Annotated in this window: 21 protein-coding genes; 1 reads left to right on the top strand and 20 read right to left on the bottom strand. The window is 63.9% G+C overall.

The features are described 5' to 3' along the window. Positions 1-41 precede the first annotated feature (41 nt). The 8 genes from atpB to F7R26_RS20065 all read right to left on the bottom strand — a co-directional run bounded on the left by atpB (position 42) and on the right by F7R26_RS20065 (position 8534). Positions 42-905: a F0F1 ATP synthase subunit A gene (gene atpB / locus F7R26_RS20030; protein ID WP_150987512.1), complete on the bottom strand. Its 864-nt coding sequence runs from the start codon at positions 903-905 to the stop codon at positions 42-44. Between the two features lie 248 nt (positions 906-1153). Further along, positions 1154-1654: an ATP synthase subunit I gene (locus F7R26_RS20035; RefSeq protein WP_043350778.1), complete on the bottom strand. Its 501-nt coding sequence runs from the start codon at positions 1652-1654 to the stop codon at positions 1154-1156. Positions 1655-2031: 377 nt separating this feature from the next. Continuing rightward, positions 2032-2934 carry a ParB/RepB/Spo0J family partition protein gene (locus tag F7R26_RS20040; protein WP_043350783.1) on the bottom strand — a complete coding sequence of 301 codons (903 nt, stop codon included), beginning with the start codon at positions 2932-2934 and terminating at the stop codon, positions 2032-2034. A gap of 52 nt (positions 2935-2986) precedes the next feature. Next, positions 2987-3760 (bottom strand): ParA family protein, encoded by a 774-nt coding sequence (locus F7R26_RS20045; protein ID WP_150987514.1) that lies wholly within the window; start codon positions 3758-3760, stop codon positions 2987-2989. Between the two features lie 68 nt (positions 3761-3828). After that, entirely contained in the window at positions 3829-4536 is a 708-nt protein-coding gene (gene rsmG / locus F7R26_RS20050; RefSeq protein WP_150987516.1) for a 16S rRNA (guanine(527)-N(7))-methyltransferase RsmG, read from the bottom strand. Next, the gene (gene mnmG, locus F7R26_RS20055) at positions 4537-6477 is read right to left on the bottom strand and encodes a tRNA uridine-5-carboxymethylaminomethyl(34) synthesis enzyme MnmG (protein ID WP_150987518.1); all 1941 of its coding nucleotides are present in this window, start codon (positions 6475-6477) and stop codon (positions 4537-4539) included. A 195-nt stretch (positions 6478-6672) separates the two neighbouring features. Further along, positions 6673-7533: an N-formylglutamate amidohydrolase gene (locus F7R26_RS20060; protein ID WP_150987520.1), complete on the bottom strand. Its 861-nt coding sequence runs from the start codon at positions 7531-7533 to the stop codon at positions 6673-6675. A gap of 5 nt (positions 7534-7538) precedes the next feature. Beyond that, a complete protein-coding gene (locus tag F7R26_RS20065) occupies positions 7539-8534 on the bottom strand; it encodes a tripartite tricarboxylate transporter substrate binding protein BugE (RefSeq protein WP_150987522.1) in 996 nt (331 codons plus the stop codon). Positions 8535-8661: 127 nt separating this feature from the next. Between F7R26_RS20065 and F7R26_RS20070 the strand changes: the two genes are divergently transcribed. Then, positions 8662-9606, top strand: a complete 945-nt coding sequence (locus tag F7R26_RS20070; RefSeq protein WP_150987524.1) for a LysR substrate-binding domain-containing protein — start codon at positions 8662-8664, stop codon at positions 9604-9606. Positions 9607-9870: 264 nt separating this feature from the next. Here F7R26_RS20070 and F7R26_RS20075 read toward each other — a convergent pair whose 3' ends face one another. From F7R26_RS20075 to F7R26_RS20130, 12 genes are all read right to left on the bottom strand, one after another. Then, positions 9871-10614: an ABC transporter ATP-binding protein gene (locus F7R26_RS20075; RefSeq protein WP_150987526.1), complete on the bottom strand. Its 744-nt coding sequence runs from the start codon at positions 10612-10614 to the stop codon at positions 9871-9873. A 10-nt stretch (positions 10615-10624) separates the two neighbouring features. Further along, complete coding sequence (locus F7R26_RS20080) at positions 10625-12412, bottom strand: branched-chain amino acid ABC transporter ATP-binding protein/permease (protein ID WP_150987527.1); 1788 nt, start codon at positions 12410-12412, stop codon at positions 10625-10627. 10 nt (positions 12413-12422) lie between these two features. Next, positions 12423-13475 carry a branched-chain amino acid ABC transporter permease gene (locus tag F7R26_RS20085; RefSeq protein ID WP_150987529.1) on the bottom strand — a complete coding sequence of 351 codons (1053 nt, stop codon included), beginning with the start codon at positions 13473-13475 and terminating at the stop codon, positions 12423-12425. Between the two features lie 412 nt (positions 13476-13887). Beyond that, entirely contained in the window at positions 13888-15039 is a 1152-nt protein-coding gene (locus tag F7R26_RS20090) for an ABC transporter substrate-binding protein (protein ID WP_150987531.1), read from the bottom strand. A gap of 423 nt (positions 15040-15462) precedes the next feature. Further along, the gene (locus F7R26_RS20095) at positions 15463-16221 is read right to left on the bottom strand and encodes a TSUP family transporter (protein WP_150987533.1); all 759 of its coding nucleotides are present in this window, start codon (positions 16219-16221) and stop codon (positions 15463-15465) included. A 92-nt stretch (positions 16222-16313) separates the two neighbouring features. Further along, positions 16314-16832: a hypothetical protein gene (locus tag F7R26_RS20100; protein ID WP_241754376.1), complete on the bottom strand. Its 519-nt coding sequence runs from the start codon at positions 16830-16832 to the stop codon at positions 16314-16316. Positions 16833-17142: 310 nt separating this feature from the next. Beyond that, positions 17143-18171 carry a branched-chain amino acid ABC transporter permease gene (locus tag F7R26_RS20105; RefSeq protein ID WP_150987535.1) on the bottom strand — a complete coding sequence of 343 codons (1029 nt, stop codon included), beginning with the start codon at positions 18169-18171 and terminating at the stop codon, positions 17143-17145. Further along, positions 18171-19055 carry a branched-chain amino acid ABC transporter permease gene (locus F7R26_RS20110; RefSeq protein ID WP_150987537.1) on the bottom strand — a complete coding sequence of 295 codons (885 nt, stop codon included), beginning with the start codon at positions 19053-19055 and terminating at the stop codon, positions 18171-18173. The genes F7R26_RS20105 and F7R26_RS20110 overlap by 1 nt, the downstream gene beginning before the upstream one ends. 179 nt (positions 19056-19234) lie before the next feature. Further along, the gene (locus F7R26_RS20115) at positions 19235-20443 is read right to left on the bottom strand and encodes an ABC transporter substrate-binding protein (RefSeq protein WP_150987539.1); all 1209 of its coding nucleotides are present in this window, start codon (positions 20441-20443) and stop codon (positions 19235-19237) included. A 95-nt stretch (positions 20444-20538) separates the two neighbouring features. Continuing rightward, positions 20539-21264, bottom strand: coding sequence for an ABC transporter ATP-binding protein (locus F7R26_RS20120; RefSeq protein WP_150987541.1), 726 nt, complete (start codon positions 21262-21264; stop codon positions 20539-20541). A 9-nt stretch (positions 21265-21273) separates the two neighbouring features. After that, positions 21274-22050, bottom strand: coding sequence for an ABC transporter ATP-binding protein (locus tag F7R26_RS20125; protein ID WP_150987542.1), 777 nt, complete (start codon positions 22048-22050; stop codon positions 21274-21276). Between the two features lie 392 nt (positions 22051-22442). Further along, entirely contained in the window at positions 22443-24143 is a 1701-nt protein-coding gene (locus F7R26_RS20130) for a GMC family oxidoreductase (protein WP_150987544.1), read from the bottom strand. Positions 24144-24191: the final 48 nt, after the last annotated feature.

Raw genomic sequence — 24191 nt, forward strand, 5'->3', positions numbered from 1 at the left:
GAGACTTAGAACCAAAAAACCGAAAAACCGAAAAACTTAAATCAGTGGTGATCGTGTGCCTGGCCGATGTACACCAGCGTCAGCATCATGAAAATGAAAGCCTGGAGCAGAACGATCAGGATGTGGAAGATCGCCCATACCGTACCGGCCAGCACATGACCGACGAAGCCCAGCGCGGAGAGGTCCGCACCGAACGTCCAGATGGAACCCAGCAGCGCGATCAGCAGGAACACCAGTTCGCCGGCGTACATGTTGCCGAACAACCGCATGCCCAGCGAAACCGCCTTGGCCAGGAATTCAATCAGGTTCAGGATCAGGTTGAACGGGGCCAGGTACCACTTGGCGCCGAACGGGGCCGACAGCAGTTCATGGGCAAAGCCGCCCACGCCCTTGATCTTGAAGCTGTAATAGATCATCAGCACCAGCACTGCGCACGACATGCCCAGCGTACCGTTCAGGTCGGCCGTGGCAACCGCGCGGTGGTGCGGCAGATGGATGTGGAAAATGCCCAGCAGGCCGTTCAGGCCGGTAACCCAGTCGACCGGAATCAAGTCGATGGCATTCATCACCGTGATCCAGCAGAACACCATCAGCGCCAGCGGAGCGATGAAGGAACGATCGCCATGGATGATGCCCTTGGCCTGGTCGTCGACCATCTCGACGATCATTTCCACGAAAGCCTGGAAGCGGCCCGGCACACCAGCGGTCGCGCGGCGCGCGGCCGCATACAGGAAAATCACGGCGATGGCGCCGCACAGCACCGACCAGAACACGGTGTCGTAGTTGAGGACGCTGAAGTCAACGACGGAGGCTTGCTTGCCGCCAACCGTGTTGAGGTTCTGCAAGTGTTCGGCGATATAGCCGGAGGGGGTGAGGGCCTGTTCGGCGCCTTGAGCAGCTGACATGTCGAAACGAACCGTAATATTGCGAAACCAGTTGCCGGCAATTTGCCGGTACGCTTCTTGCACCGCCTTCAGCACACTTTGCTGGTCACCGCGGGCAAGCTCGTTTGAACCTTATCCACGCCGCGCTTCACTGTTGTGACGCGCCACGCAAAAACATCTTGATATTCTGTTTTCGTGCCCCACTTCGACGAGAAGCACACTTATCCGACCTACCGCGCCTGGCCGGCCTACCAGCCTGGGGCGCAACCTCAGCGAATCGCCAGCGCGACCCAATAGGTCTTGAGCACAAGCAGGAACGTGACCAGCATCGGTACCCAGCGCAACTCGCTGTACAGCACCACTACCAGGACGAACAACCCGGCGGTGGCAAACACCTTGATCGCCTCGCCAACCACCAGTCCGCTGATCGAGGGACGTTCGCGCGCCATCCAGAGTCGCAGCGCGAAGAAACCGCTGGGCACGAAACACACCGTGCCACCGAACAGTGCCGACCAACCCGCCGCGCCGGCGTTACCGCCAGCAAAAAGTCGCCAGGCAATGGCCGACAACAAAGTAACCGCAACCTGCGCCAGCACGACCCTGCCGGGCGTCATGCGCGAAGGGCGCAGCGCGCGCTCGCCGAACAGCGTTTCCGCCTCGACGCGCGACAGCGGATCGACCGCCTCTTCTTCGCGTTCTGCCTCGTCTTCCCAGGCATCACGCGTCTGCCAGTCGGTTTTCCGACCAGCATCCTGACGATCTGAAACCACCTGCTATTGCCTTTGCTCGTTGCTGCTAGTTGTTTAATCCGCCCCGGAACTTTTCTGGACCGGCCGGAATTCAAACCGCACGATTTTACGAGGAATGCACCATGCGAGTCAATCTGCTTACAGACGCCTTGCAACAGTCCGCATTTCACTTGCAATCGCCACGAACCCATAGTGCGTGCGCGGCCGACGCCCAACAATAACGCGCCAGGTAATTGAGCCGCCCAAGGCTGGCGGCGCACCATGGTCGTTTATCGGCCTTGCACAGACCTTACACAGGGGTGCGCGCGCCGAGCCAGAACCGGCCGGCATCCGATTGCACCAAGCCGCGGCACGGCCGCGCCGACCGTTAATCGCGCACTATTTTTGGGAAATCCCGCTCAGGCGGGTGACTGGCTTTCGCCGGGCTCGCGCAAGCGTGTCAGCACACCGTCGAGCGCATCATTGCTGGTGAAGTGAATGGTGAGCTGGCCTTTGCCCCGCACGCCCAGCTTGATCTGTACCGGCAGGCCAAGCACGTCGGATAGTTCTTCCTCAAGGCGGGCCACGTCGCGCGCCGGCGCGCCGTTGTTCGGCTTCTGCAACCTGAGGTCAAAGGGCTTGAGGGTGGAGGCTACCAGCTTTTCGGTCTCGCGCACCGATAAACGTTTGTTAACGATCTGATTGGCGAGCGTGATCTGGTTGGCGCCGTCGGCGGAGAGCAGCGCACGGGCGTGGCCCATGTCGAGGTCGCCCGCCATCAGCATGGTCTGCACCGGCTGGGCCAGGTTCAGCAGACGCAGCAGGTTGGACACCGCGCTGCGCGAGCGCCCTACCGATTCCGCTGCCTGCTCGTGGGTGAAATTGAATTCGCGCACCAGGCGCATGATGCCCTGCGCTTCTTCCAGCGGGTTGAGGTCTTCACGCTGGATATTCTCGATGAGCGCCATCGCGGCCGCGGCTTCGTCGGCCACGTCCTTGACCAGCACCGGCACCTCTTCAAGCCCGGCGATCCTGGAGGCGCGGAAGCGGCGCTCACCGGCAATGATCTCGTAGCGATCCGGCTCTGCAACGCGGCGCACCAGGATCGGCTGCATCAGACCTTGGGCACGGATGCTCGCGGCCAGCTCCTGCAGCGCGCCTTCATCCATGCGCGTGCGCGGCTGGTACTTGCCGGGCTGGAGCTGGTCCAGGCGGAGCACAGAGGGGGCGCCCTCCTGCTTCACGGCATCGACGATCTCGGCTGGCCCACCCAGCAGGGCTTCCAGTCCGCGGCCCAGGCCCTTCTTCTTCGCGGTGCTCATCTCGGTATCCTGTATTCGGTGACTCTCAACCCGGTGACTCTCAACCCGGCGTTCAGTCGAGTTGCTTGACGCGCGCGATCATCTCGGCGCCGAAATCGAGGTAGGCCTTGGCCCCCTTGGACGACGGATCGAACGCCACGCCGGGCACGCCATAGGATGGTGCTTCCGCCAGCCGCACATTGCGCGGGATGACGGTCTTGAACACCTTGTCGCCAAAATGCGACTCAAGCTGGGCCGACACTTGTTGTTGCAAGGTGACACGTGGATCAAACATCACACGAAGCAAGCCAATCACTTTCAGGTCGCGATTGAGGTTGGCGTGCACCTGCTTGATGGTATTGACGAGGTCGGACAACCCTTCCAGCGCGAAGTACTCGCACTGCATCGGCACGATCACGCCGTTGGCCGCGCACAGCCCGTTGAGGGTCAGCAGCGACAGCGACGGCGGGCAGTCGATCAAGACGAAATCGTATTCGGCATCGACCTCGGCAATGGCGTTCTTGAGGCGTTTCTCGCGCTGGTCCAGTTCGACCAGTTCCACTTCCGCGCCGGCCAGTTCGCGGTTGGCGGGCAGCACGTCGTACTTGCCGGATTCGGAATGCTGGCGCGCCTGGCTCACCGTCGACAAGCCAACCAGCACTTGGTAGACGCTGTGCTCGAGCGACTGCTTGTCGATGCCGGAACCCATCGAGGCATTGCCCTGGGGATCCAGGTCGATCAGCAACACACGCTGGTCCTGTGCCGCCAAGCCGGCGGCAAGGTTCACCGTGGTGGTGGTCTTGCCGACGCCGCCCTTCTGGTTTGCGATCACGAATACCTTGGCCATATGTTCCTGCTGCTCCTGCTTGATTTCTACCTGCCGGGGGTGGGCGCCGGCGACAACCACCGGCCGGGTCAGCGGCGCGACAGCACCACCAGGTGACGTTCTGCGTCCAGTTCCGGCACGGTCAGGCGTGGTATTGCCTCAACCTGCCACTCGGCCATCAGGCCGGCCGCTTCCATGCGATCGAGTTCGGGCTGAGGATAAACGCCCTTCATGGCAATCAGCTTGCCGCCCGGCGCCAGCAGGTGGCCGGCGAGCGATGCGAAATCGCTCAACTCGGCAAACGCGCGAGACGTGATGACTGCGTATCCCTTGCCGTCTTCCAGCTTTTCCACCGGGCCCCAATGGGCAGCCGCGTTGGACAGGCCGAGCTGTGCCCGGCACTGCGTCAGGAAGGCGGTTTTCTTTTGCACGACGTCGACCATCAGCACCGACAGGTCGGGACACGTGATGGCCAGCGGCAGACCAGGCATGCCGCCGCCCGAACCCACGTCCAGCACCCGGCCACGCGCCCCCTCCTCCACCGCCGCGGCGCGAGCCGCTTGCGCCAGCGCCGGCACGGCAGCCAGCGAGTCGAGCATGTGATGGGTCAACATCTCGTCGGGATGACGGATGGCGGTCAGGTTATAGATGGCGTTCCATTTGCGCAGCAGTGCCAGATAGGCAAACAACTGATCGATCTGGCTCGCAGAGAGCGCCAGGCCGATGGCGGACAAGCCTGCCTCCAGGCGGCGGCGCTGGTCGGCGTCATCCACGGCCGCGTAACGTTGGTTCCTCACTCAGGCGGCCTCTTGGCTGGAGTCGGACTTGGTACGCCCCATGCCCTTCTTTTTCAGATGGACCAGCAGCAGCGAAATCGCGGCCGGCGTCACGCCAGAAATACGCGATGCCTGGCCGAGGGTCTCGGGCCGGTGCTGATTCAGCTTCTGGCCCACCTCGATGCCAAGGCCGCGCACTTCCGTGTAATCGAAATCTTCAGGCAGGCGGGTGGATTCGTTGGCTTCGAGCTTGTCCACCTCTGCGGCTTGCCGGGCGATGTAGCCGTGATACTTGATGCCGATCTCGATCTGCTCGCGAATCTGCGCGACCAGCAACGGGTCGGCATCGAGCGCCTGGGCAGGTGCGAACTTGCCCTTCTGCAACGCCATCAGCGCTTCGTACGTGACAGCGGGACGGCGCAGCAGATCGGCGAGGTTGTACTCGCGCTCGATCGCTTTGCCCAGCAGCGGAACGGCATCGGCTTCCGGCAGGATGCCCGGATTGACCCAAGTACCCTTCAGCCGCTCTGTTTCACGTGAAACAGCATCGCGTTTCCGGTTAAATGCATCCCAGCGCACATCATCGACCACACCCAGTTCCCGACCGGCCTCGGTCAATCGCATATCGGCATTATCTTCCCGCAGGCTCAAACGGAACTCGGCGCGGCTGGTGAACATTCGGTACGGTTCTGAGACCCCACGGGTGATCAGATCGTCGACCAGAACCCCAAGATAGGCTTGGTCCCGACGGGGAGTCCAGGCATCGCGCTCCCGTACGAAGCAGCCGGCATTGATCCCGGCCAGCAGGCCCTGGGCAGCCGCTTCTTCGTAGCCGGTGGTGCCGTTGATTTGCCCGGCAAAGAACAAGCCGCTGATGGCCTTGGACTCCAGCGAGGCCTTGAGGGCGCGCGGATCGAAGTAATCGTACTCGATGGCGTAGCCCGGGCGCAGGATGTGCGCGTTCTCCATGCCGCGGATCGAGTGCACCAGGGCAAGTTGCACGTCGAACGGCAGGCTGGTGGAGATACCGTTGGGGTAGAACTCGTTGGTCGTCAGCCCTTCCGGTTCCAGGAAGATCTGGTGGCTGTCCTTGCTGGCAAAGCGGTGGATCTTGTCCTCGATGCTGGGACAGTACCGCGGCCCCACCCCTTCGATCACGCCGGTGTACATCGGCGAGCGATCCAGGCCACCACGGATGATGTCGTGGGTCCGGCTGTTGGTATGCGTGATCCAGCACGGTAGTTGCTGCGGGTGCTGCTCGGCACGACCCAGGAAGGAGAACACCGGCACCGGATCGAGATCGCCGGGTTGCTCGTCCATCACGGAGAAATCGATGGTGCGTCCGTCGATACGTGGCGGCGTACCGGTCTTCAGGCGGCCCTGCGGCAGCTTGAGCTCTTTCAGGCGCGCGGAAAGCGAGACCGAGGCCGGGTCGCCCGCGCGACCGCCTGTGTAGTTATCCAGCCCCACGTGAATCTTCCCGTCGAGGAAGGTGCCGGCGGTCAGCACCACGGCGCGTGCGCGGAAGGTGATGCCGACCTGCGTAACGGCGCCGACAACACGATCACCCTCCACCACCAGGTCATCCACGGCCTGCTGGAACAGCATCAGGTTGGGCTGATTCTCCAGCCGCGCGCGAATCGCCTTGCGATACAGCACACGGTCCGCCTGAGCGCGCGTGGCACGTACGGCCGGGCCCTTGCTGGAATTCAGGATGCGGAATTGGATGCCCGACTCATCCGTGGCTGCCGCCATGGCGCCGCCCATCGCATCCACCTCCTTGACGAGATGGCCCTTGCCGATGCCGCCGATGGACGGATTGCAGCTCATCTGACCAAGGGTCTCGATATTGTGGCTCAGCAGCAGCGTCTGGCAACCCATACGCGCCGCGGCGAGTGCAGCTTCCGTGCCGGCGTGGCCACCACCGACAACAATGACATCGAATTCTTTTGGGTAAAGCATGGAGGCACCTCCTCCGGGAGGCTAGCGGGAATAAATCGGGATGCCGAATTATAGCGGCAATCTCCTTGGCATCCCTGCGCCGCAGCATGTTTCACGTGAAACATGCGCCATGAAGAACTTGGGTGTGTTCCACGTGAAACAAAAAAGCCGGGCGCAATGGCCCGGCTTTCTGTGCACAGCGGAAGGCCGAGGCACTTACGGTCGGCGTTGCTCGCCCAGATAAGCGCCGATGCGCTCGACAAGTCGACCAAGATTTGCCCGGAGTTCGTCAAAGCCGCCGTTCCGCTCGCGCGTCACTTCATCCATGTACAGCGGCCGGCGAATCTCGATCTGCAAGCTGTTGCGCCGCTCAGCCGGGCGGCCGATCTGTGCGATCAGTTGCACGCCCTTGTACGGGTCGTTGCGCGCCACGGTATATCCCAGCGCGCGCAGTTCAGACGCCACCAGCCCGACAAAGCCAGCCTCGCAGGTGGTGCCATCGCGGTCGCCCAGCACAAAATCCGCCAGCGGGTGCGGACTCTGAATCTTGAGGCGCTCGTACGCGTTGTTCGGCATCGAGTGCAGGTTCAGATGCCAGACCGCCCCGAAGCGCCGATAGGTGTCCTCCACCGCTTCCGACAGCGCGTGATGGTAGGGCCGATAGTAACGATCGATCCGGTCGCGTACCTCTTGCAGCGAGAGCTTGCGGTCGTAGATCGGGGTGGCCGCATCCATGTTGCGCCAGATCAGCCCGTAGCCAAGGCGAGTCTTCTCGCCTGGCGCCAACGGCTCGGGCCACGTGCCGTCCAGCAGGTCGGGGTCCAGATCATCGAGCGTGCGATTTGGATCGATGTAGACACGCGGAAAATTAGCCGCGATCAGCGTACCGCCGACGCGCGGCACGGATTCCCAAAGCGCGTCGATGTGCGTGTCCTCGCCGGCACGCAATCGCTGCGTGGGGATGGCCGCCCGAAAGTCCTGCGGGTAATGGGTGCCGCTATGCGGCGAGTCGCACACCAGTGGCAACACCTGGGCCAAGGGCGCGAAGCGGACGAAAGGCTCGAAGTTGTCGCTCATCGCCGTCAGTCCAGCTTGATATTGGCGGCCTTGGCCACGCGCGCATAGCGCGCCATCGCTTGTTGGATCTGCACCTTGAAGCCGTCCGGTGTGGTCGGCACCAGTGTGCCGCCGGACTCCTCCACCTTGCGCTTGAACTCCGGATTCAGCATCGCCTTGTGGATGGCGTCGTTGAGCTTGGCGACGATGGCCGGCGGCGTGCCGGCAGGTGCGACGATGCCGAACCAGCCGCCATCGCCCATCTCCTTATAGCCCAGTTCGGCATAGGTCGGAACGTTGGGCAGCTGCGGCGAACGGGCGGAACCCAGCACAGCGAGCGCTCGCAGCCGGCCCGATTTCACGTGGGGCAGTGTGGACGAAAGGTTGTCGGTAATGGCGTTGACCTGCCCTGCCACCGCATCGTTGAGTGCCAGGCCCGCGCCCTTGTACGGCACGTGCAGCATGTCGATCTTCGCCAACATCATGAAGTTCTCGATGTTCACATGGCCGAGCGAGCCGGCGCCGGGCGAGGCGAAGCTGTACTTGCCGGGGTTGGCACGGACAAGCGCGACGAACTCCTGCATGGTCTTGGCCGGCACGCTGGGGTGCACAGCGAACACGCTCGGGATAGCCACCACGTTGGTGACTGGCGCGAAATCCTTGATCGGATCGTAGTTCAGCTTGGGATAGACAGCCGGGTTCGAGCCGTGCGTGCTGACCGTCGCCATGCCGATGGTGTAGCCGTCCGGCGCCGCGCGGGCAACCTGCTCCATGCCCAGCGAGCCACCCGCGCCACCCTTGTTCTCCACCACGATGGCCTGGCCCAGTTCGCGCCCGCCGAACTCCGCCACCAGGCGTGCCGACAGGTCGGTCGAGCCGCCCGCGGCGAAGGGCACGATCAGGCGAATCGGCTTGTTCGGATAGTTGGCCTGCGCTTGCGCGCCACCGGCTGCGGCCAGGCTGGCACATGCCGCCAGGCAAGACAGGACAAAATGCCGGCGCGGAAGTTGGGCTCGGATCATGCGGACTTCTCCTTGGATTTCTATGAGTTGGCTCGCCAAGTGTCGGGAGTTTACCGAGTCCGCACAAACGACTATATTGCACGGTTGCATTACCAAAGATCATTCTCGGCACACCCGCCCCCACCGCATGCGGCTACGCTCGCCCTCGATGTCCGAACTCCATGCCTTTGCCGCCGCCGCGCGGCTGGGCAGCTTCACGCGCGCGGCCGAAGACCTGTGCGTGACCCAGGGCGCGATCAGCCGCGCGATTGCCCGGCTGGAATCCCACTTTGGCCAACCCCTGCTCCAGCGCAACGCGCATCGGCTGACGCTAACCGATGCCGGCCGTCAGCTGCTCGACTCGGTGGCCGGCCCGCTGGCAGTCATCGAGAACGCCAGCGCCGCCCTGCTCTCTCGCGACCGTCAGCATCACCTCACGCTGTCCGCCGTGCCCACGCTCGCCAGCGTATGGCTGATACCGAGGCTGCCGGATTTCCACCGCCGCTACCCCGAGATCCGCCTGGACTTCGTGCCCTACCGGCGCAACGAGGACTTTTCAGGCCCGGCACCGGATGCCGCAATCCTCGCCGGCACCTCGGACCGCTGGCCAGGCCTGCAATGCGACTACGTGATCGGCCGCGAGATGGTGCCCATCTGCCATCCCGACCGGGCCAGCGCCCGCCATAAGTCTGGACGATGGTCCGGACCGGCAGAACTGCTCGAGGAACCCTTGCTCTACCACACCACCGCCCCCGCCAACTGGCAGCACTGGCTGTCCGCGGCAGGCGTACCCAGTGCTGCGCCGGCGCTTGCCACGGGCTTCGACCAGGTCTCGATCCTGGTCCAGGCGGTCAAGGCGGACATGGGCGTGGCCGTGTTGCAGCGCTGTCTGGTAAGGGACGAGATCGCCGCAGGGCGCGTAGTGGCGCCGTTTGATTTGCCGATCAGGCTGACGCGGGGATACTTCCTGTGTGCGCCGAAGGAGAGGCGGGACCATCCCGCATTTGCCAAGTTTCGTGCGTGGCTACTTGGCATGGCAGCGCAAGATCCCGATGTACTGCAGGCCAATCAGGATAATTCACCGGATAAATAGCAGAAGTCCTGATCCCGGAAATTATTTTGTTTAGCGAATATTTAATTGTCTCTTGGTGCACCGATATCTACATAACGAATGTATCGTCAATTCTTATGAGTCGTAACATTCTTTACATGGATATTCAGCGTACCTATCGCTGCGCTAACCCTGGATCAAGAACACTTCCGCAAAGGTCCGGCTTCTAGCAATCCAGCGCACAAATAATAATGACCGGCAATGCCAGTCATTATTCGTCGTATAAATTCTGGCGATCGATGGGGCCTAGGCCGCCTTTTTTGCCAGCCCCAGATACGTCTCGATCACCTTCGGGTTAGCTGCCAGCTCGGCAGCCGGCCCCTCCATCGCCATATCCCCCGTCTCGATCACGTACCCGTAGTCGGCGACCTGCAGCGCCGCCCGCGCGTTCTGCTCGATCAGCAGTGTCGCCACCCCCGTCTTGCGCAAGTCATTGATGATGTGAAAGATCTCCTTGACGATCAGCGGCGCCAGCCCCAGGCTCGGCTCGTCCAGCATCAGCAACTGCGGCTTGGCCATCAGCGCCCGGCCAACCGCCAGCATCTGGCGCTCGCCCCCGGACAGGGTGCCGGCGTCCTGCCTCGCCCGCTCCTTCAGGCGCGGGAACAGGCCGTAGACCACTTCCATCTGGTCCAGGAAGTTCTTCTCACCCGCACGCTTGCGGCGATAGGCGCCCAGCACCAGGTTGTCCGCCACGCTCATCGAGCCAAACAGTTCGCGCTTCTCCGGCACCAGGCACATGCCGCGCGCCACACGCCCTTCCACCGGCAGGCCGGCGAGGTCGTGGCCGAGGTAGGTCACCGCGCCGGTGGACGAACCGCTCACCGGCAGCGCGCCCATGATGGCGTTGAGCATGGTGGACTTGCCCGCGCCATTGGGGCCGATCACCGTGACGATCTTTCCCGCTTCCACTTTCAGGTTGGCGCCATGCACGGCTTCGACCTTGCCGTAGCGCACGTGGAGGTCCTTCACTTCCAGGATCAGGCTCATTGTCGTTTCCTTACTCCACGCCGCCGAGATAGGCCTCGAGCACCGCCGGGTCTTTCTGCACGTCCTCGGGCACGCCTTCTGCAATGCGCGTACCGAACTCCATCACCACCAGCCGGTCCGTCAGGTTCATCACGAAGTCCATGTCGTGCTCGACCAGCAGCACACTCATGCCCTCGCCCTTGAGCTTCTTCAGCAGCTCGGCCAGTGCCTGCTTCTCCTTGTAGCGCAGCCCTGCCGCAGGCTCATCCAACAACAGCAGCGCGGGATCGCAACACAGCGCGCGCGCGATCTCCAGGATGCGTTGCTGGCCCAGCGCGAGGCTGCCGGCTTCCATGTACATGCAGTCGGCCAGGCCCACGCGCTCGAGCTGGCGCGCGGCTTCGTGCAGCAGCTTGGCCTCCTCGTTCTTGTTCATGCGCAGGATCGCTGCCGTCACGCCGCCCTGCGGCGCAAAGTCGCCGCGCAGGTGCGCGCCGATGGCCACGTTCTCCAGCACGGTCATGGTGGGCAGCAGATGCACGTGCTGGAAGGTGCGGCCGATGCCGCGCTTGACGATCTCGCGCGAGGGCAGCCCGGAGATCTGCTCGCCGCGATACAGCACCTCGCCGCGCGTGGCCGGCAGCACGCCGGTGACGAGGTTGAAGGTGGTGGACTTGCCCGCGCCATTGGGGCCGATCAGCCCGATGATCTCGCCCGCGCGGACCTGGAAGCTCACGTCATTGACCGCCACCAGCCCGCCGAACTCCTTGCGCGCGGCTTTGACGTCGAGGATCAGTTCGCCGGCCTGCGGCTTGGCGCGCAATGGCAGCGCGGGCGCTTGCGCCGGCGCCAGCACCGGCGGCCCGCTGGGGAACAGCTTCTTGATGAACGGCCAGATGCCATCTCGTGCGTATTGCAGCAGCAGCACCATCAGCACGCCGAAGACGATGGTCTCGAAGTTGCCGTTGGCGCCCAGCAGCTTGGGCAGCACGCCTTGCAGCACATCCTTCAGGATGGTGAGGATGCCGGCGCCAAGCACCGCGCCCCACACGTGGCCTACCCCGCCCACCACCGCCATGAACAGGTACTCGATGCCGTAGTTCAGCCCGAACGGCGTGGGGTTCACCGCGCGCTGCAGATGCGCGTAGAGAAAGCCGGAGATGCAGGCCAGCATCGCCGCCACCACAAAGATCACCACCTTCATCCATGCGGTGTTCACGCCCATCGCCTCGGCCATGGTGCCGCCGCCCTTCAAGGCGCGGATGGCGCGGCCCGGGCGCGAGTTGAGCAGGTTCTGCATGGCGATCACCGACACCAGCACCACGGCCCAGATCAGGTAGAACATCGAACGCCCGGACGCCAGCTCGATACCGAGCACATGCAGTACCGGAATGCCGTTGAGGCCGTCGTACTTGCCGAGGAATTCCAGGTTGCCAAACAGGAAAAACAGCGACAGGCCCCAGGCGATGGTGGCGAGCGGCAGGTAGTGGCCCGACATGCGCATGGTGATCAGGCCGATCACATAGGCCGAGGCCATCGTGATCACCAGCCCGACCAGCAGGCCGAGCCAGGGCGACAGCCCGAACTGCGTGGTGAGGTAGGCGGTGCTGTAAGCACCCAGCCCGACGAAAGCGGCCTGGCCGAACGAGGTCATGCCGCCCACGCCGGTGAGCAGGACCAGGCCGATGGCAACGATGCTGTACAGGCCGATGTAGTTGCCCAGCGTGATCCAGAATTCGGGCGTGGGCAGCACCGGCAACAGCGCCAGGACTACCGCGAAGGCCAGCAGGAAGATTCGGTTCTTGAGGTTGGTGTTCATGGCGTGTCCCTTATTCCTCGTCTTCCACATGCTTGCTGGTGAGCGAGCGCCACAGCAGCACGGGCAGGATCAGGGTGAACACGATGACCTCCTTGAACGCACTGGCCCAGAAGGATGAATACGATTCGAGCAGCCCCACCAGGATGGCACCGGCGGCCGCCACCGGGTAGCTCACCAGACCGCCCACGATCGCACCGACGAAGCCCTTCAGGCCGATCAGGAAGCCAGATTCGTAGTACACCGTGGTCAGCGGCGCGATCAGGATCCCGCACAGCGCGCCCATCGCCGCTGCCAGCGTGAACGACAGGCGCCCGGCTTGCGTCGTGCCGATGCCGACCAGCCGCGCGCCCAGGCGATTGACCGCCGTGGCGCGCAGCGCCTTGCCGGCGATGGTGCGTTCGAAGTAGAAATACAGCCCCGCGATCATCAGTGCCGATACGCCGACCACCCAAAGGCTCTGACCGGAGATCGTCAGGCTGCCCACTTCAAAGCGTGCCTCGGAGAAAGGCGCGGTGCGCGAGCCCTCGGCGCCGAACATCACCAGCCCCAGCCCCACCAGTGCGAAGTGCACGCCCACCGAGACAATCAGCAGCACCAGCGTGCTGGCTTCGGCCAGCGGCTGGTAGGCAAGGCGGTACAGCATGGGCCCGAGCGGAATCACGATCAGCAGCGTCAGCGCGATCTGCGCCAGCATGGGCATCGACTGCCCGTCGAAGTTCTGCGCCAGCAGATGCACGGCCAGCGGGAAGACCAGGTATTTGCCGGCCAGCACCGCGATCCGCCTGGGCGCGGTCCGGCGCAGTTCGGCGCTGCGCAGGATGGTGACCGTCTCATAGAGAAAGGTCAGCACGCCCATGACCAGCAGCAGCCAGCTGCTTTGCGGCGCATGGCCGGACTGGATCGCCGCCAGGGTCAGCGCGCCATAGGCGACGAACTCCCCTTGCGGAATGAAGATGACGCGGGTCACCGAGAACACCAGCACCAGGGCCAGCGCGAGCAGCGCATAGATGGCGCCCGAGGTGATGCCGTCCTGCGCCAGGATGGCGGCGATCGAGAGGTCCATTGTCTCCCCGTATTGTTGGTGAGTCCGGCCGGCGGAGGGAGGCCGGCTGGCTTGTGAAATTACGAGTTACGAAATATGAAACAACTTACGCATAGCGGAAATCCCGACGAACCCTTAGATTGCGCAGTGCCGCATCGGTAATCTGGCACGGCAGGCGGGAAGCTATGCCTATGCCGGGTGCAGCATATCCGCGGCGCACCATGGCCATCATCCCGTGCGCTTGCCTTGGCAAATTCTTGGCAAACGCTCAATTCATTAACACGTTAAAGATCTCGCATGGCGGATGCGGTGTCAAGTGCGGGATTGCCTGTAGTCGCGCAGTGACGTGGGATGGCATGAGACGGCACCAACAAAAAGGGCGCATGGCTGGCCATGCGCCCTTTTTGCATCAAATGCAGCCAGTCTTCGCCGCTTACTTGGTCTGCAGCTTCCACTTGCCGTCGACGATCTCCACCATCACGCGTGCGCGCTGGTCCAGGCCAAGGTGGTCAGTCGGCGCCATGTTCATGATGCCGTGGGAAATCGGCAGCTCCTTGGTCTGCTCCATGGCATCGCGCAGCGCCTTGCGGAACTCCTTGGTGCCCGGCTGCCCCTTCTTCAGCGCCTCGGGGATGGCTCGCTGCAGCAGCAGGCCGGCATCCCAGGCGTGGCCGCCGAAGGTCGAAACCTGGCCGCCAAATGCCTTCTCGTAAGCCGTCTTGTAGGTGATGGCAGGCTTCTTCACCGGGTTGGTGTCCGGCAGCTGCTCGGCCACCAGCAGAGGCCCGGCCGGCAGGAAGGTACCTTCGCAATCCTTGCCGCACACGCGCAGGAAGTCGGCGTTGGCCACACCGTGGGTCTGGTAGATCTTGCCCTTCCAGCCACGCTCCTTGAGCGCCTTGGCGGGCAGCGCGGCGGGCGTACCCGAACCTGCGATCAGCACGGCGTCCGGGTTGCTGCCCATCATCTTGAGCACCTGGCCGGTAACCGAGGTGTCGGTGCGCGCAAAGCGTTCGTTGGCCACCACCTTGATCTTGCGCATCTCGCCGACCTTGGCGAACTCTTGCGCCCAGCTATCGCCATAGGCGTCCGCGAAGCCGATAAAGGCAACCGTCTTCACGTTGTGGTTGGTCATGTGCTCGGCAATGGCGGTGGCCATGTGCGAGTCGTTCTGCGGCGTCTTGAAGACCCAGGCGCGCTTGGCATCCATCGGCTCGATGATGCGGGCCGAGGCGGCCAGCGTGATCATCGGCGTTTCGTTCTCGGCGACGACATCCACCATGGCCAGCGAGTTGGGCGTCACGGTGGAGCCGACAATCACGTCGACCTTGTCTTCGCTGATCAGCTTGCGCGTATTCTTGACCGCCGTGGTCGTGTCCGACGCATCGTCGAGCACGATGTACTCGATCTTCTTGCCAGCGATCTCCTTGGGCAGCAGCGAGATGGTGTTCTTCTCGGGAATGCCCAGCGACGCGGCGGGCCCGGTGGCCGATAGCGTTACCCCGACTTTGACCTGTGCGCTGGCGGTGCCGGCACACAGGCTGGCGGCGGCGAGAGCCAGCAGGCTGGCGCGCTTGAATGTCATCGTGTCTCCTTCCATTGCGGCAAACGGAAGAGGCATCCATGCCGCCTCGCGGCCAGCCGGATGCCTCAATCTGGTCTTCTGATCTTTTGATCTTCTGGTCTTTCTTGTCCTGGTGGATCTTATTGTGCCGGTGCCCTTTCGCTCGTTTTTCAGGCCCGTATCCAGGCGCAACGCCGGCGCCTGCCTGCTACCCCGGGGCGATGGGCGAATCCGCATCCACCCTGCCCCCGTCTCCCGTCCTGCGCGTGATCCCCGGCGGCGCTCGGCTGGCTCGCCAGGCAATGCCATGGTGCGCCACGCCGGCCGCTCATTCACCGACCGCCCGGTCGGGAATGCGTAGCGAGTCTAGCAACAGGCATATCGCCGGGCTAGCGGGATTAACCCGCATCGCTGCATGCAAGCGACACGGCCACGAACCGACGCTCAGCGGCCGAACGCATCCCAGGCGGTTTTCACGATCAGCGCTGCCACCACCACGATGAACACGCGCCGCACAAAGGCGCTGCCATGCTTGAGCGCAAGGCGGCTGCCAATCTGGCTGCCGCCCACGTTAGCCACCGCCATGACCAGCCCGAGCTGCCACCAGACGTGCCCCTTCGCCGCCAGCAGCAGCAAGGCCGCCAGGTTGGTGGCGAGGTTGACCACCTTGGTCGACGCCGAGGCGTGCAGAAAATCGTAGCCGAACACGCGCACGAACACGATCATCAGGAAGCTGCCGGTGCCCGGCCCGAACACGCCGTCGTAGAAGCCGATCACCGCCCCCGCCAGCAAAGCCGCGGCGCGCTCCTTGCCGCCGGAGAGCGACGGTGCGTGCTCGGTGCCCAGGCTCTTCTTGGCCACCGTATAGACCAGCAGGGCCACCAGGATGAAGGGCAGCGACTTGCGCAGCGGCTCCGCGGGAATCAGCGTGAGCGCGTAGGCGCCCGCCATCGAAAAGGCGAAGGCCGACAGCATCGTCGGCAAGGTCGCGCCCCAGTAGATGCGCACGCTGCGGCCATAGCGCAACGCCGCATTGGTGGTACCGGCCAGCGACGCCACCTTGCTGGTGCCGAGCAGCGTGGCCGGCGCCATGTTGGGATAGGCCGAAAACAGCGCGGGGATCTGCACCAGGCCACCGCCGCCGGCGACAGCATCGATCAGGCCGGCAAGAAAAGCGGCAACAGCAAGAAACGCGAATTCCATGGACGCGGGGAGATGAAGAAAGAGAAAAGAAAGAGAAAACGGAGGGAACGAAGGAAGGAGGCGAACCAAGCGCGGCAGGCGCGCTGGATGCGTCAGCCCAGCATCTTGGCGGCTGGTGACAAATTGAAATGCCACAGGCCACTGGCATGCGGCGCAAAACCCGCCGGTGCAGCCTGCGCCGCGGACAGCAGCGCCGGCGCCAGCAACAGATGGCGCACGCCATGCGCGCTGCACCAGTCGGCCAGCAGGCCGCAGCAATCCAGCAGCAAGGCGGCACCCCTGTCCGCCGCCACGTCACCGACCCACCATTCGGTGACAAGCGCCGTGAGGCCGGCAAGTCCGAGATGCGGCATCAGCGTAACGGGCAGGCAACCGAGCAGATCCTGGCCGGCGCTGGCCTGCGCCACCACGCAGGCTCCGCGCTCAGGCCGGGCAAGCAGGCCCTCCAGCAGCGCCTGCCGGGCACGCGCCGCCGCTACGGGCAATGCGTGCCGTGATTGCAGCCAGGCACCCAGGCTTTGCGCATCGCCAGTACCGGCCAGGCGTATCGAGGCCGGGGACAAGGCGAATTCAGGCGAGGAAGGAATGAGAGAGGGGAAATCTGACGGCATGGCGGGCCCGGTGGCAAGGCCGCATTGTCGCATGCGCAATTGGTGGCTTCGACGACGATTCCGCATGGCGAAAACATCACGCACCAGAAACGGGCATGCAACACGGAAATTAAAAAAGGCGTTGCTGAGGATCACCCAGCAACGCCCTTATCTTATATTGACACTGCAGCCTAGTGACTGCGCGCCTGTCGTCTCCTCGCTTCCGCCTCCATTTAACCTGCGAAAACCGTATATGCAATGTAACGAAGCGGTGCGTTTCGAGCAAGCTAGAAGAAACCCTAGCCCCAAAATCGGGCATGTCGCCCCACGATCACTCCCGGGCCTTCCCAAATCGGGCAAGAAGCTCGCCCATGATGCCGCGGCGGAACGTCAATACGCAGATCACGAAGATCACGCCGGTCACCATTGTGACGGATTCGCCAAGTGAGTTGAACCACTCGATGCCCGTCGTCGAGGCCAGGAAGGTGCCAATGTCGCCAAGCTTGTTTTCCAGCGCCACCACCACGAAAGCCCCGACCAGCGGTCCTGAAAGCGTGCCCAGGCCGCCAACCAGCGTCATCAGGATCACCGAGCCCGACATGGACCAGTGCACGTCGGTCAGCGTGGCAAAGCCCAGCACCAGCGCCTTGATCGACCCGGCCAGCCCGGAAAGCGCCGCAGACAGCACAAACACCATCAACTTGAAGCGGTCCGTATCGTAGCCCAGCGAAATGGTGCGCGGCTCGTTTTCCTTGATTGCCTTGAGGATCTGGCCGAAGGGCGAATGCACGGTCCGCACGATCAGCGCGAAGGCCGCCACGATGATCGCCAGCGCCACGTAGTACAGCGTCAGATCGTTGGCCAGCGACAACACACCGAACAGCTTGCCGCGCGGAATGCCCTGCAAGCCATCCTCGCCCCCGGTGTACGGCACCTGCAGGCAGAAGAAGAACAGCATCTGCGCCAGCGCCAGCGTGATCATCGAGAAATAGATGCCTTGCCGGCGAATCGCGATGTACCCGACCACGTAGCCGATCAAGGCGCCCGCCAGCGTGCCCAGCACCAGCCCGACCTCAGGCGTGACGCCCCACACCTTCATCGCATGCCCGGCCGTATAGGCCGCGCCGCCAAAGAAGGCCGCATGGCCGAACGACAGCAGCCCGGTATAGCCGATCAGCAGGTTGAAGGCGCACGCGAACAGCGCGAAGCACAGCACCTTGAGCACGAACACCGGATACGCTCCGGCCATCGGCGCCAGGATCAGCGCTGCCAGCAACAATCCGTACAACAGTTTCTTCTGCACGCCCCGCCCCTGTCTTGTCTGCCCCGCGGCCACTGCCGCGCCGATTGGTTGGTTCATCACTTCTCCCTCCCGAACAGTCCGGCCGGGCGCAGCATCAGCACGATCACCATGATGAAGAACACGACCGTGGAGGAGGCCTCGGGGTAGAACACCTTGGTCAGGCCCTCGATCACGCCCAGGCCGAGGCCGGTCAGGATCGAGCCCATGATCGAGCCCATCCCGCCGATCACCACCACCGCGAACACGATGATGATCAGGTTCTGCCCCATCAGCGGCGAGATCTGGATCACGGGTGCCGCGAGCACGCCGGCAAACGCCGCCAGCGCCACGCCGAACCCGTAGGTCAGCGTCACCATCAGCGGCACGTTGACGCCAAAGGCCTCAACCAGCTTGGGGTTCTCGGTGCCAGCGCGCAAATAAGCGCCCAGCTTGGTCTTCTCGATCAGGTACCAGGTGGAGAAGCACACCACCAGCGAGGCAGCCACCACCCAGGCCCGGTAGTTCGGCAGGATCATGAAGCCCAGATCCGTGGCGCCGCTCAGCGCCTCGGGCGCCGAATACGGCAGTCCCGACACCCCATAGATCGAGCGGAAGATGCCTTCGATCACCAGCGTGATGCCGAGCGTCAGCAGCAGGCCGTAGATATGGTCGAGCTTGTAGATCCAGCGCAGCATGGTGCGCTCGATCACGACGCCGATCAGCGCCACCACCAGCGGCGACAACACCAGCATCACCCAGTAGTTGAGCCCGGCGTACTCCATGCCCATCCAGGCCAGGACCGCGCCGAGCATGAACAGCGCCCCGTGGGCAAAATTGATGACGTTGAGCAGCCCGAAGATGACCGCGAGGCCAAGGCTCAACATCGCATAGAAGGCACCGTTGACCAGTCCCAGCAGTAACTGGGACAGCATGGCGGGCAGAGGAATACCGAAGATGTCCATCGCAGGCGTTACCGTTTGCGCACCAGCCGGGATTCGTCGTTCCCCGCCAGGCAGGCGCTGTCAAAATGAAGCGAAGAAAGACACTGGCCCCCGCTCCCGAACCCGGTCAACATGCAACAGTCCCGGGCGGGGGCGCCATACCTCAATCAACTCTACGCAACTCAACTCAGTTCAAACGCTTACTTCTTCATCAGCGCGCACTTCGATTCCGCCACCGTGGTGAAAGCCTGCTCACCCGGGATCGTTGCCACCACCTTCAGGTAGTCCCACGGCTTCTTCGATTCGGCCGGCGACTTCACCTGCATCAGGTACATGTCGTGGATGCCGCGGCCGTCCTGGCGGATGTAGCCCTTGGTGTAGAAGTCGTTGATCTTCATCTTCTTGAGCTCGGCCATGACCTTGTCCGGGTCATCCGTCTTGGCCGCCTCGACCGCCTTCAGGTAGGTATGCGCGGCGGAGTAGTCGGCGGCCTGCAAGCTGCTCGGCATCTTCTTCATCTTGGTGAAGAAGCGCGCGGCGAACTTGCGCGTATCGTCGTTCATGTCCCAGTACCAGCTGTCGGTCATCAGCAGGCCTTCGGTGTTCTTCAAGCCCAGGCTGTGGATGTCGTTGATGAACATCAGCAGGCCGGCGATCTTCATCGTCTTGGTGATGCCGAATTCCTTGGCCGCCTTGATCGAGTTGATGGTGTCGCCGCCGGCATTGGCCAGGCCCAGGATCTGCGCCTTGGACGCTTGCGCCTGCAGCAGGAACGACGAGAAGTCGGAGGCCGACAGCGGATGGCGCACCGAGCCCACCACCGTGCCACCGTTGGCCTTCACCACCGCCGCGGTATCGTTTTCCAGCGAGTGGCCGAAGGCGTAGTCGGCGGTCAGGAAGAACCACGACTTGCCGCCCTGCTTGACCACCGCGCTGCCGGTACCCTTGGCGAGCGCCACCGTGTCATACGCATAATGCACGGTGTACGGCGAGCACTCTTCGTTGGTCAGGCGCGCCGAGCCGGCACCGATATTGAAGTAGACCTTCTTCTTCTCCGAGGCCACCTTGTTCATGGCCAGGCCGGTAGCGGAATTGGTGCCGCCGATCAGCACGTCCAGGCCCTGCTGGTCCATCCACTCGCGCGCCTTCGAGGCGGCGATGTCGGCCTTGTTCTGGTGATCGGCCGAGACCAGCTCGATCGGCTTGCCCAGCACCTTGCCACCGTTGTCCTCGATTGCCATCTTGATGGCTTCGAGGCCGCCCGGGCCGTCGATGTCGGCGTACAAGCCCGACATGTCGGTGATGTAGCCGATCTTGACGGTATCGCCCGAGACCTGCGCCGATGCCGAACCCATTGCCACGCCCGTTACGATAGCCGCCAGAGCGACCGCCAGCCGAGTCATCTTCATTGCCTGTCTCCTTAGTTTCGGCGGCACCTGACGCCACCCGTTCCTGCCCTAAAACAATGCCTGCGATTCATGACGGCGCCGCGCGCCGATTCGAATCAGACCCCAAGCAGCTCGTTCAGCACCGGCATCTTGGCCTGCAGCTCCGCAGCCGCGAAGCGCTCGACGATCGTGCCGTGTTCCATCACATAAAAGCGGTCGGCCAGCGGCGCGGCAAAGCGGAAGTTCTGCTCCACCATCACCACCGTATAGCCCTTTTTCTTGAGCATCAGGATCATGCGCGCCAGCGCCTGCACGATCACGGGCGCAAGGCCCTCCGAAATCTCGTCGAGCAGCAGCAGGTTGGCGCCGGTGCGCAGGATGCGCCCGACGGCCAGCATCTGCTGCTCGCCGCCCGACAGGCGCGTGCCCTGGCTCTGGCGGCGCTCCTTCAGGTTAGGGAACATCTCGTAGATCTCGGCCTCGCTCATGCCGGTGACCGCGCTGGCGCCCTGCCCTTTCAACAGCGGCGGCAGCATCAGGTTTTCCTCGCACGACAAGCTGGCGAAGATGCCCCGTTCTTCCGGGCAATAACCGATGCCGCAGTGCGCGATCTTGTGCGTCGGCATGCCGATGGTCTCGGTGCCGTTGACGCGGATCGAACCCTTGCGCTGGCCGGTCAGGCCCATGATGGCGCGCAACGTGGTGGTGCGCCCGGCGCCGTTGCGCCCCAGCAGCGTCACCACCTCGCCGGCATTCACGGTCAGGTCCACGCCATGCAGGATGTGCGATTCGCCATACCAGGCGTGCAGGTCCTTGATTTCTAGTGCGGGCGTTGTGCTCATCCTGGCTCCTCAGTGCGCGCCCTGCAGTTCAGCCTCGACGGTGCCCATATAGGCCTCCATCACGCGCGGGTCCTTCGATACCTCGGCGTACGGCCCCTCGGCCAGGATCGCGCCGCGCTGCAATACCGTGATCTTGTCGGCAATCGACGAAACCACGTTCATGTTGTGCTCCACCATCAGGATGGTGCGCCCCACCGCCACCTTGCGGATCAGCTCGGTCACGCGCGCCACGTCTTCGTGGCCCATGCCCTGGGTCGGCTCGTCCAGCAGCATCATCTCCGGCTCCATCGCCAGCGTGGTGGCGATCTCGAGCGCGCGCTTGCGGCCATACGGCAGGTTGACCGTCACCGTCTGCGCCACATCGGTCAGCCCGACCTGCTCCAGCAGCTCCATGCCGCGCGCGTTCAGCGCGTCGAGCGTGGTTTCGCTGCGCCAGAAATGATAGGACGTGCCAAGTTGCCGCTGCAGCCCGATGCGCACGTTCTCCAGCACCGTCAGGTGCGGGAACACGGCGGAGATCTGGAACGACCGGATCACCCCGCGCCGGGCGATCTGCGCCGGCTTCTCGCGGGTGATGTCGATGCCGTTGAACAGGATCGTGCCCGTGGTCGGCTCGAGGAACTTGGTCAGCAGGTTGAAGCAGGTGGTCTTGCCGGCGCCGTTGGGGCCGATCAAGGCATGGATGGAGCCGCGCCGCACCTTGAGGTTGACGTCGCTTACCGCGGTGAACCCCTTGAACTCCTTGGTGAGGTTCCGCGTTTCCAGGATCGTTTCTTGCTGATTCATGGTCTCCTGCCCGCCCTCTTGCAGCGGCGCCGGCTTCTGGTCGGCACCGCCAAATGGTCAGAACTGTGGTGCCAGTCGCACCACCACCGCACAGGTCACGCCAATCCAGTTGCGCTCCCCGTGGCTGTTGCGGCTCTCGCGCCGCTTGTATTTATTTGCTGTCTTTATTGCTGCCTGGATGTCCGCCGTGCGCGCCCCTCCCGGAACGCGCGACGCGCCCTTGTAGGGGCGCGCCAATGTGAGCGGTGCTGCACGGCATCTGGGCGTCTATTGTGTGCGTCTGCTGCGTCGCAAAACATCCGGGTTTGCACTGATTATGAAACATGAACCAGATGTCAGGTTGGTGTCAGGTTTGCCGCGCGTTCGCCCCCCGTTCGCGGCAGGCGGCGTACTCAGGCCTGGGTTGTGGCTCCCGCTTTGCTGTCCAGCGAAGCCCCCGCCGGGGAAACAGCGCCATGCGCGACCCCTTGCGCCACGCCGCTCGCGCGCCGGCGCCGGTCCTCGCGGATCATGTCGCTGGCACGCTCCGCGATCATGATGGTCGGGGAGTTGGTGTTGCCCGAGGTGATCAGCGGCATGATCGATGCATCGACCACGCGCAGGCCATCGATGCCGATCACGCGCAGGCGCTGGTCCACCACGGCCTGCGGGTCATCGGGACGGCCCATGCGGCAAGTGCCCACCGGATGGAAGATGGTGGTGCCGATCTCGCTCGCGGCCTGGGCCAGTTGCTCGTCGGTCTCGAACGCCGCGCCCGGCAGCCATTCCTGCGGCTTGTAGGGCGCGAGCGCGGGCGAGGCCACGATGCGCCGCGTCAGCCTCAGCGAATCCGCCGCGACCTTGCGGTCGGCGTCGGTGGTCAGATAGTTGGGCGCGATCACCGGCGCGTGGCGGAAATCCGGATCGGCAATGTGCACGCTGCCGCGCGAAGTCGGGCGCAGGTTGCACACGCTGGCGGTGAACGCATTGAAGCGATGCAACGGATCGCCGAACTTGTCGAGCGATAGGGGCTGCACGTGGTATTCGAGGTTGGGCCGCGCATACGATGCATCCGAGCGCGCGAAGGCGCCGAGCTGCGACGGCGCCATGCTCATCGGGCCGCTCTGGTTGACCGCGTACTGCAGGCCGATGCCAAGCTTGCCCCACCAGCTGCCCGCGCGCGTGTTGAGCGTGCGCACGCCCTCCACCTTGACCACGCTGCGCAGCTGCAGATGGTCCTGCAGGTTTTCGCCCACGCCGGGCAGCGCATGGCGCACCGCGATGCCCGCCGCCTGCAGCCGCTCGGGCTGGCCGATGCCGGACAGCTCCAGCAGCTGCGGCGTATTGATCGCGCCCGCCGCCAGGATGACCTCCTCGCGCGCTGCCGCCGTGAATGGCTTGCCGCCGCCGAGATAGTCCACGCCGGTGCAGCGGCGTCCCTCGAACGTCAGCGCGCTCACCTGGGCGCCGGTGACGATCGTCAGGTTCGGCCGCTCCGCCGCGCGGCGCAGAAACGCCTTCGCGGTATTCCAGCGGATGCCGCGACGCTGGTTGACCTCGAAGTAGCCCACGCCAAAGTTGTCGCCGCGATTGAAGTCATCGGTGCGCGGGATGCCGGCCTGCTCGGCGGCATCGATAAAGCGCTCCAGGATGTCCCAGCGCAAGCGCTGCCCTTCCACCCGCCATTCGCCACCCGCGCCGTGGAATTCATCGCCGCCGCGATGATGGTCCTCGCTGCGCTTGAACAGCGGCAGCACATTGTCCCAGCGCCAGCCGTCGTCGCCAGTCAGGCGCGCCCAGTCGTCATAGTCTTCGCGCTGCCCGCGCATATAGATCATGCCGTTGATCGAGGACGAGCCGCCCAGCACGCGCCCGCGCGGGTAGCCCAGCGAGCGGCCGCCCAGGCCGGATTCCGCCACGGTGCGGTACATCCAGTCGGTGCGCGGGTTGCCGATGCAATACAGGTAGCCCACCGGGATGTGAATCCAGTGGTAGTCGTCGCGCCCGCCGGCTTCCAGCAGCAGCACGCTCACCTCGGGGTCCTGGGTCAGGCGGTTGGCCAGCACGCAGCCGGCCGATCCGGCGCCGACGATGATGTAGTCGTATGTCTCCATGCTTTCTCTTGTCAGGCCTTGCGCCACGTTTGGAAAGGTTGATGATGA

Origin of the sequence: Cupriavidus basilensis, assembly GCF_008801925.2 — a bacterium.
GTDB lineage: Bacteria > Pseudomonadota > Gammaproteobacteria > Burkholderiales > Burkholderiaceae > Cupriavidus > Cupriavidus basilensis.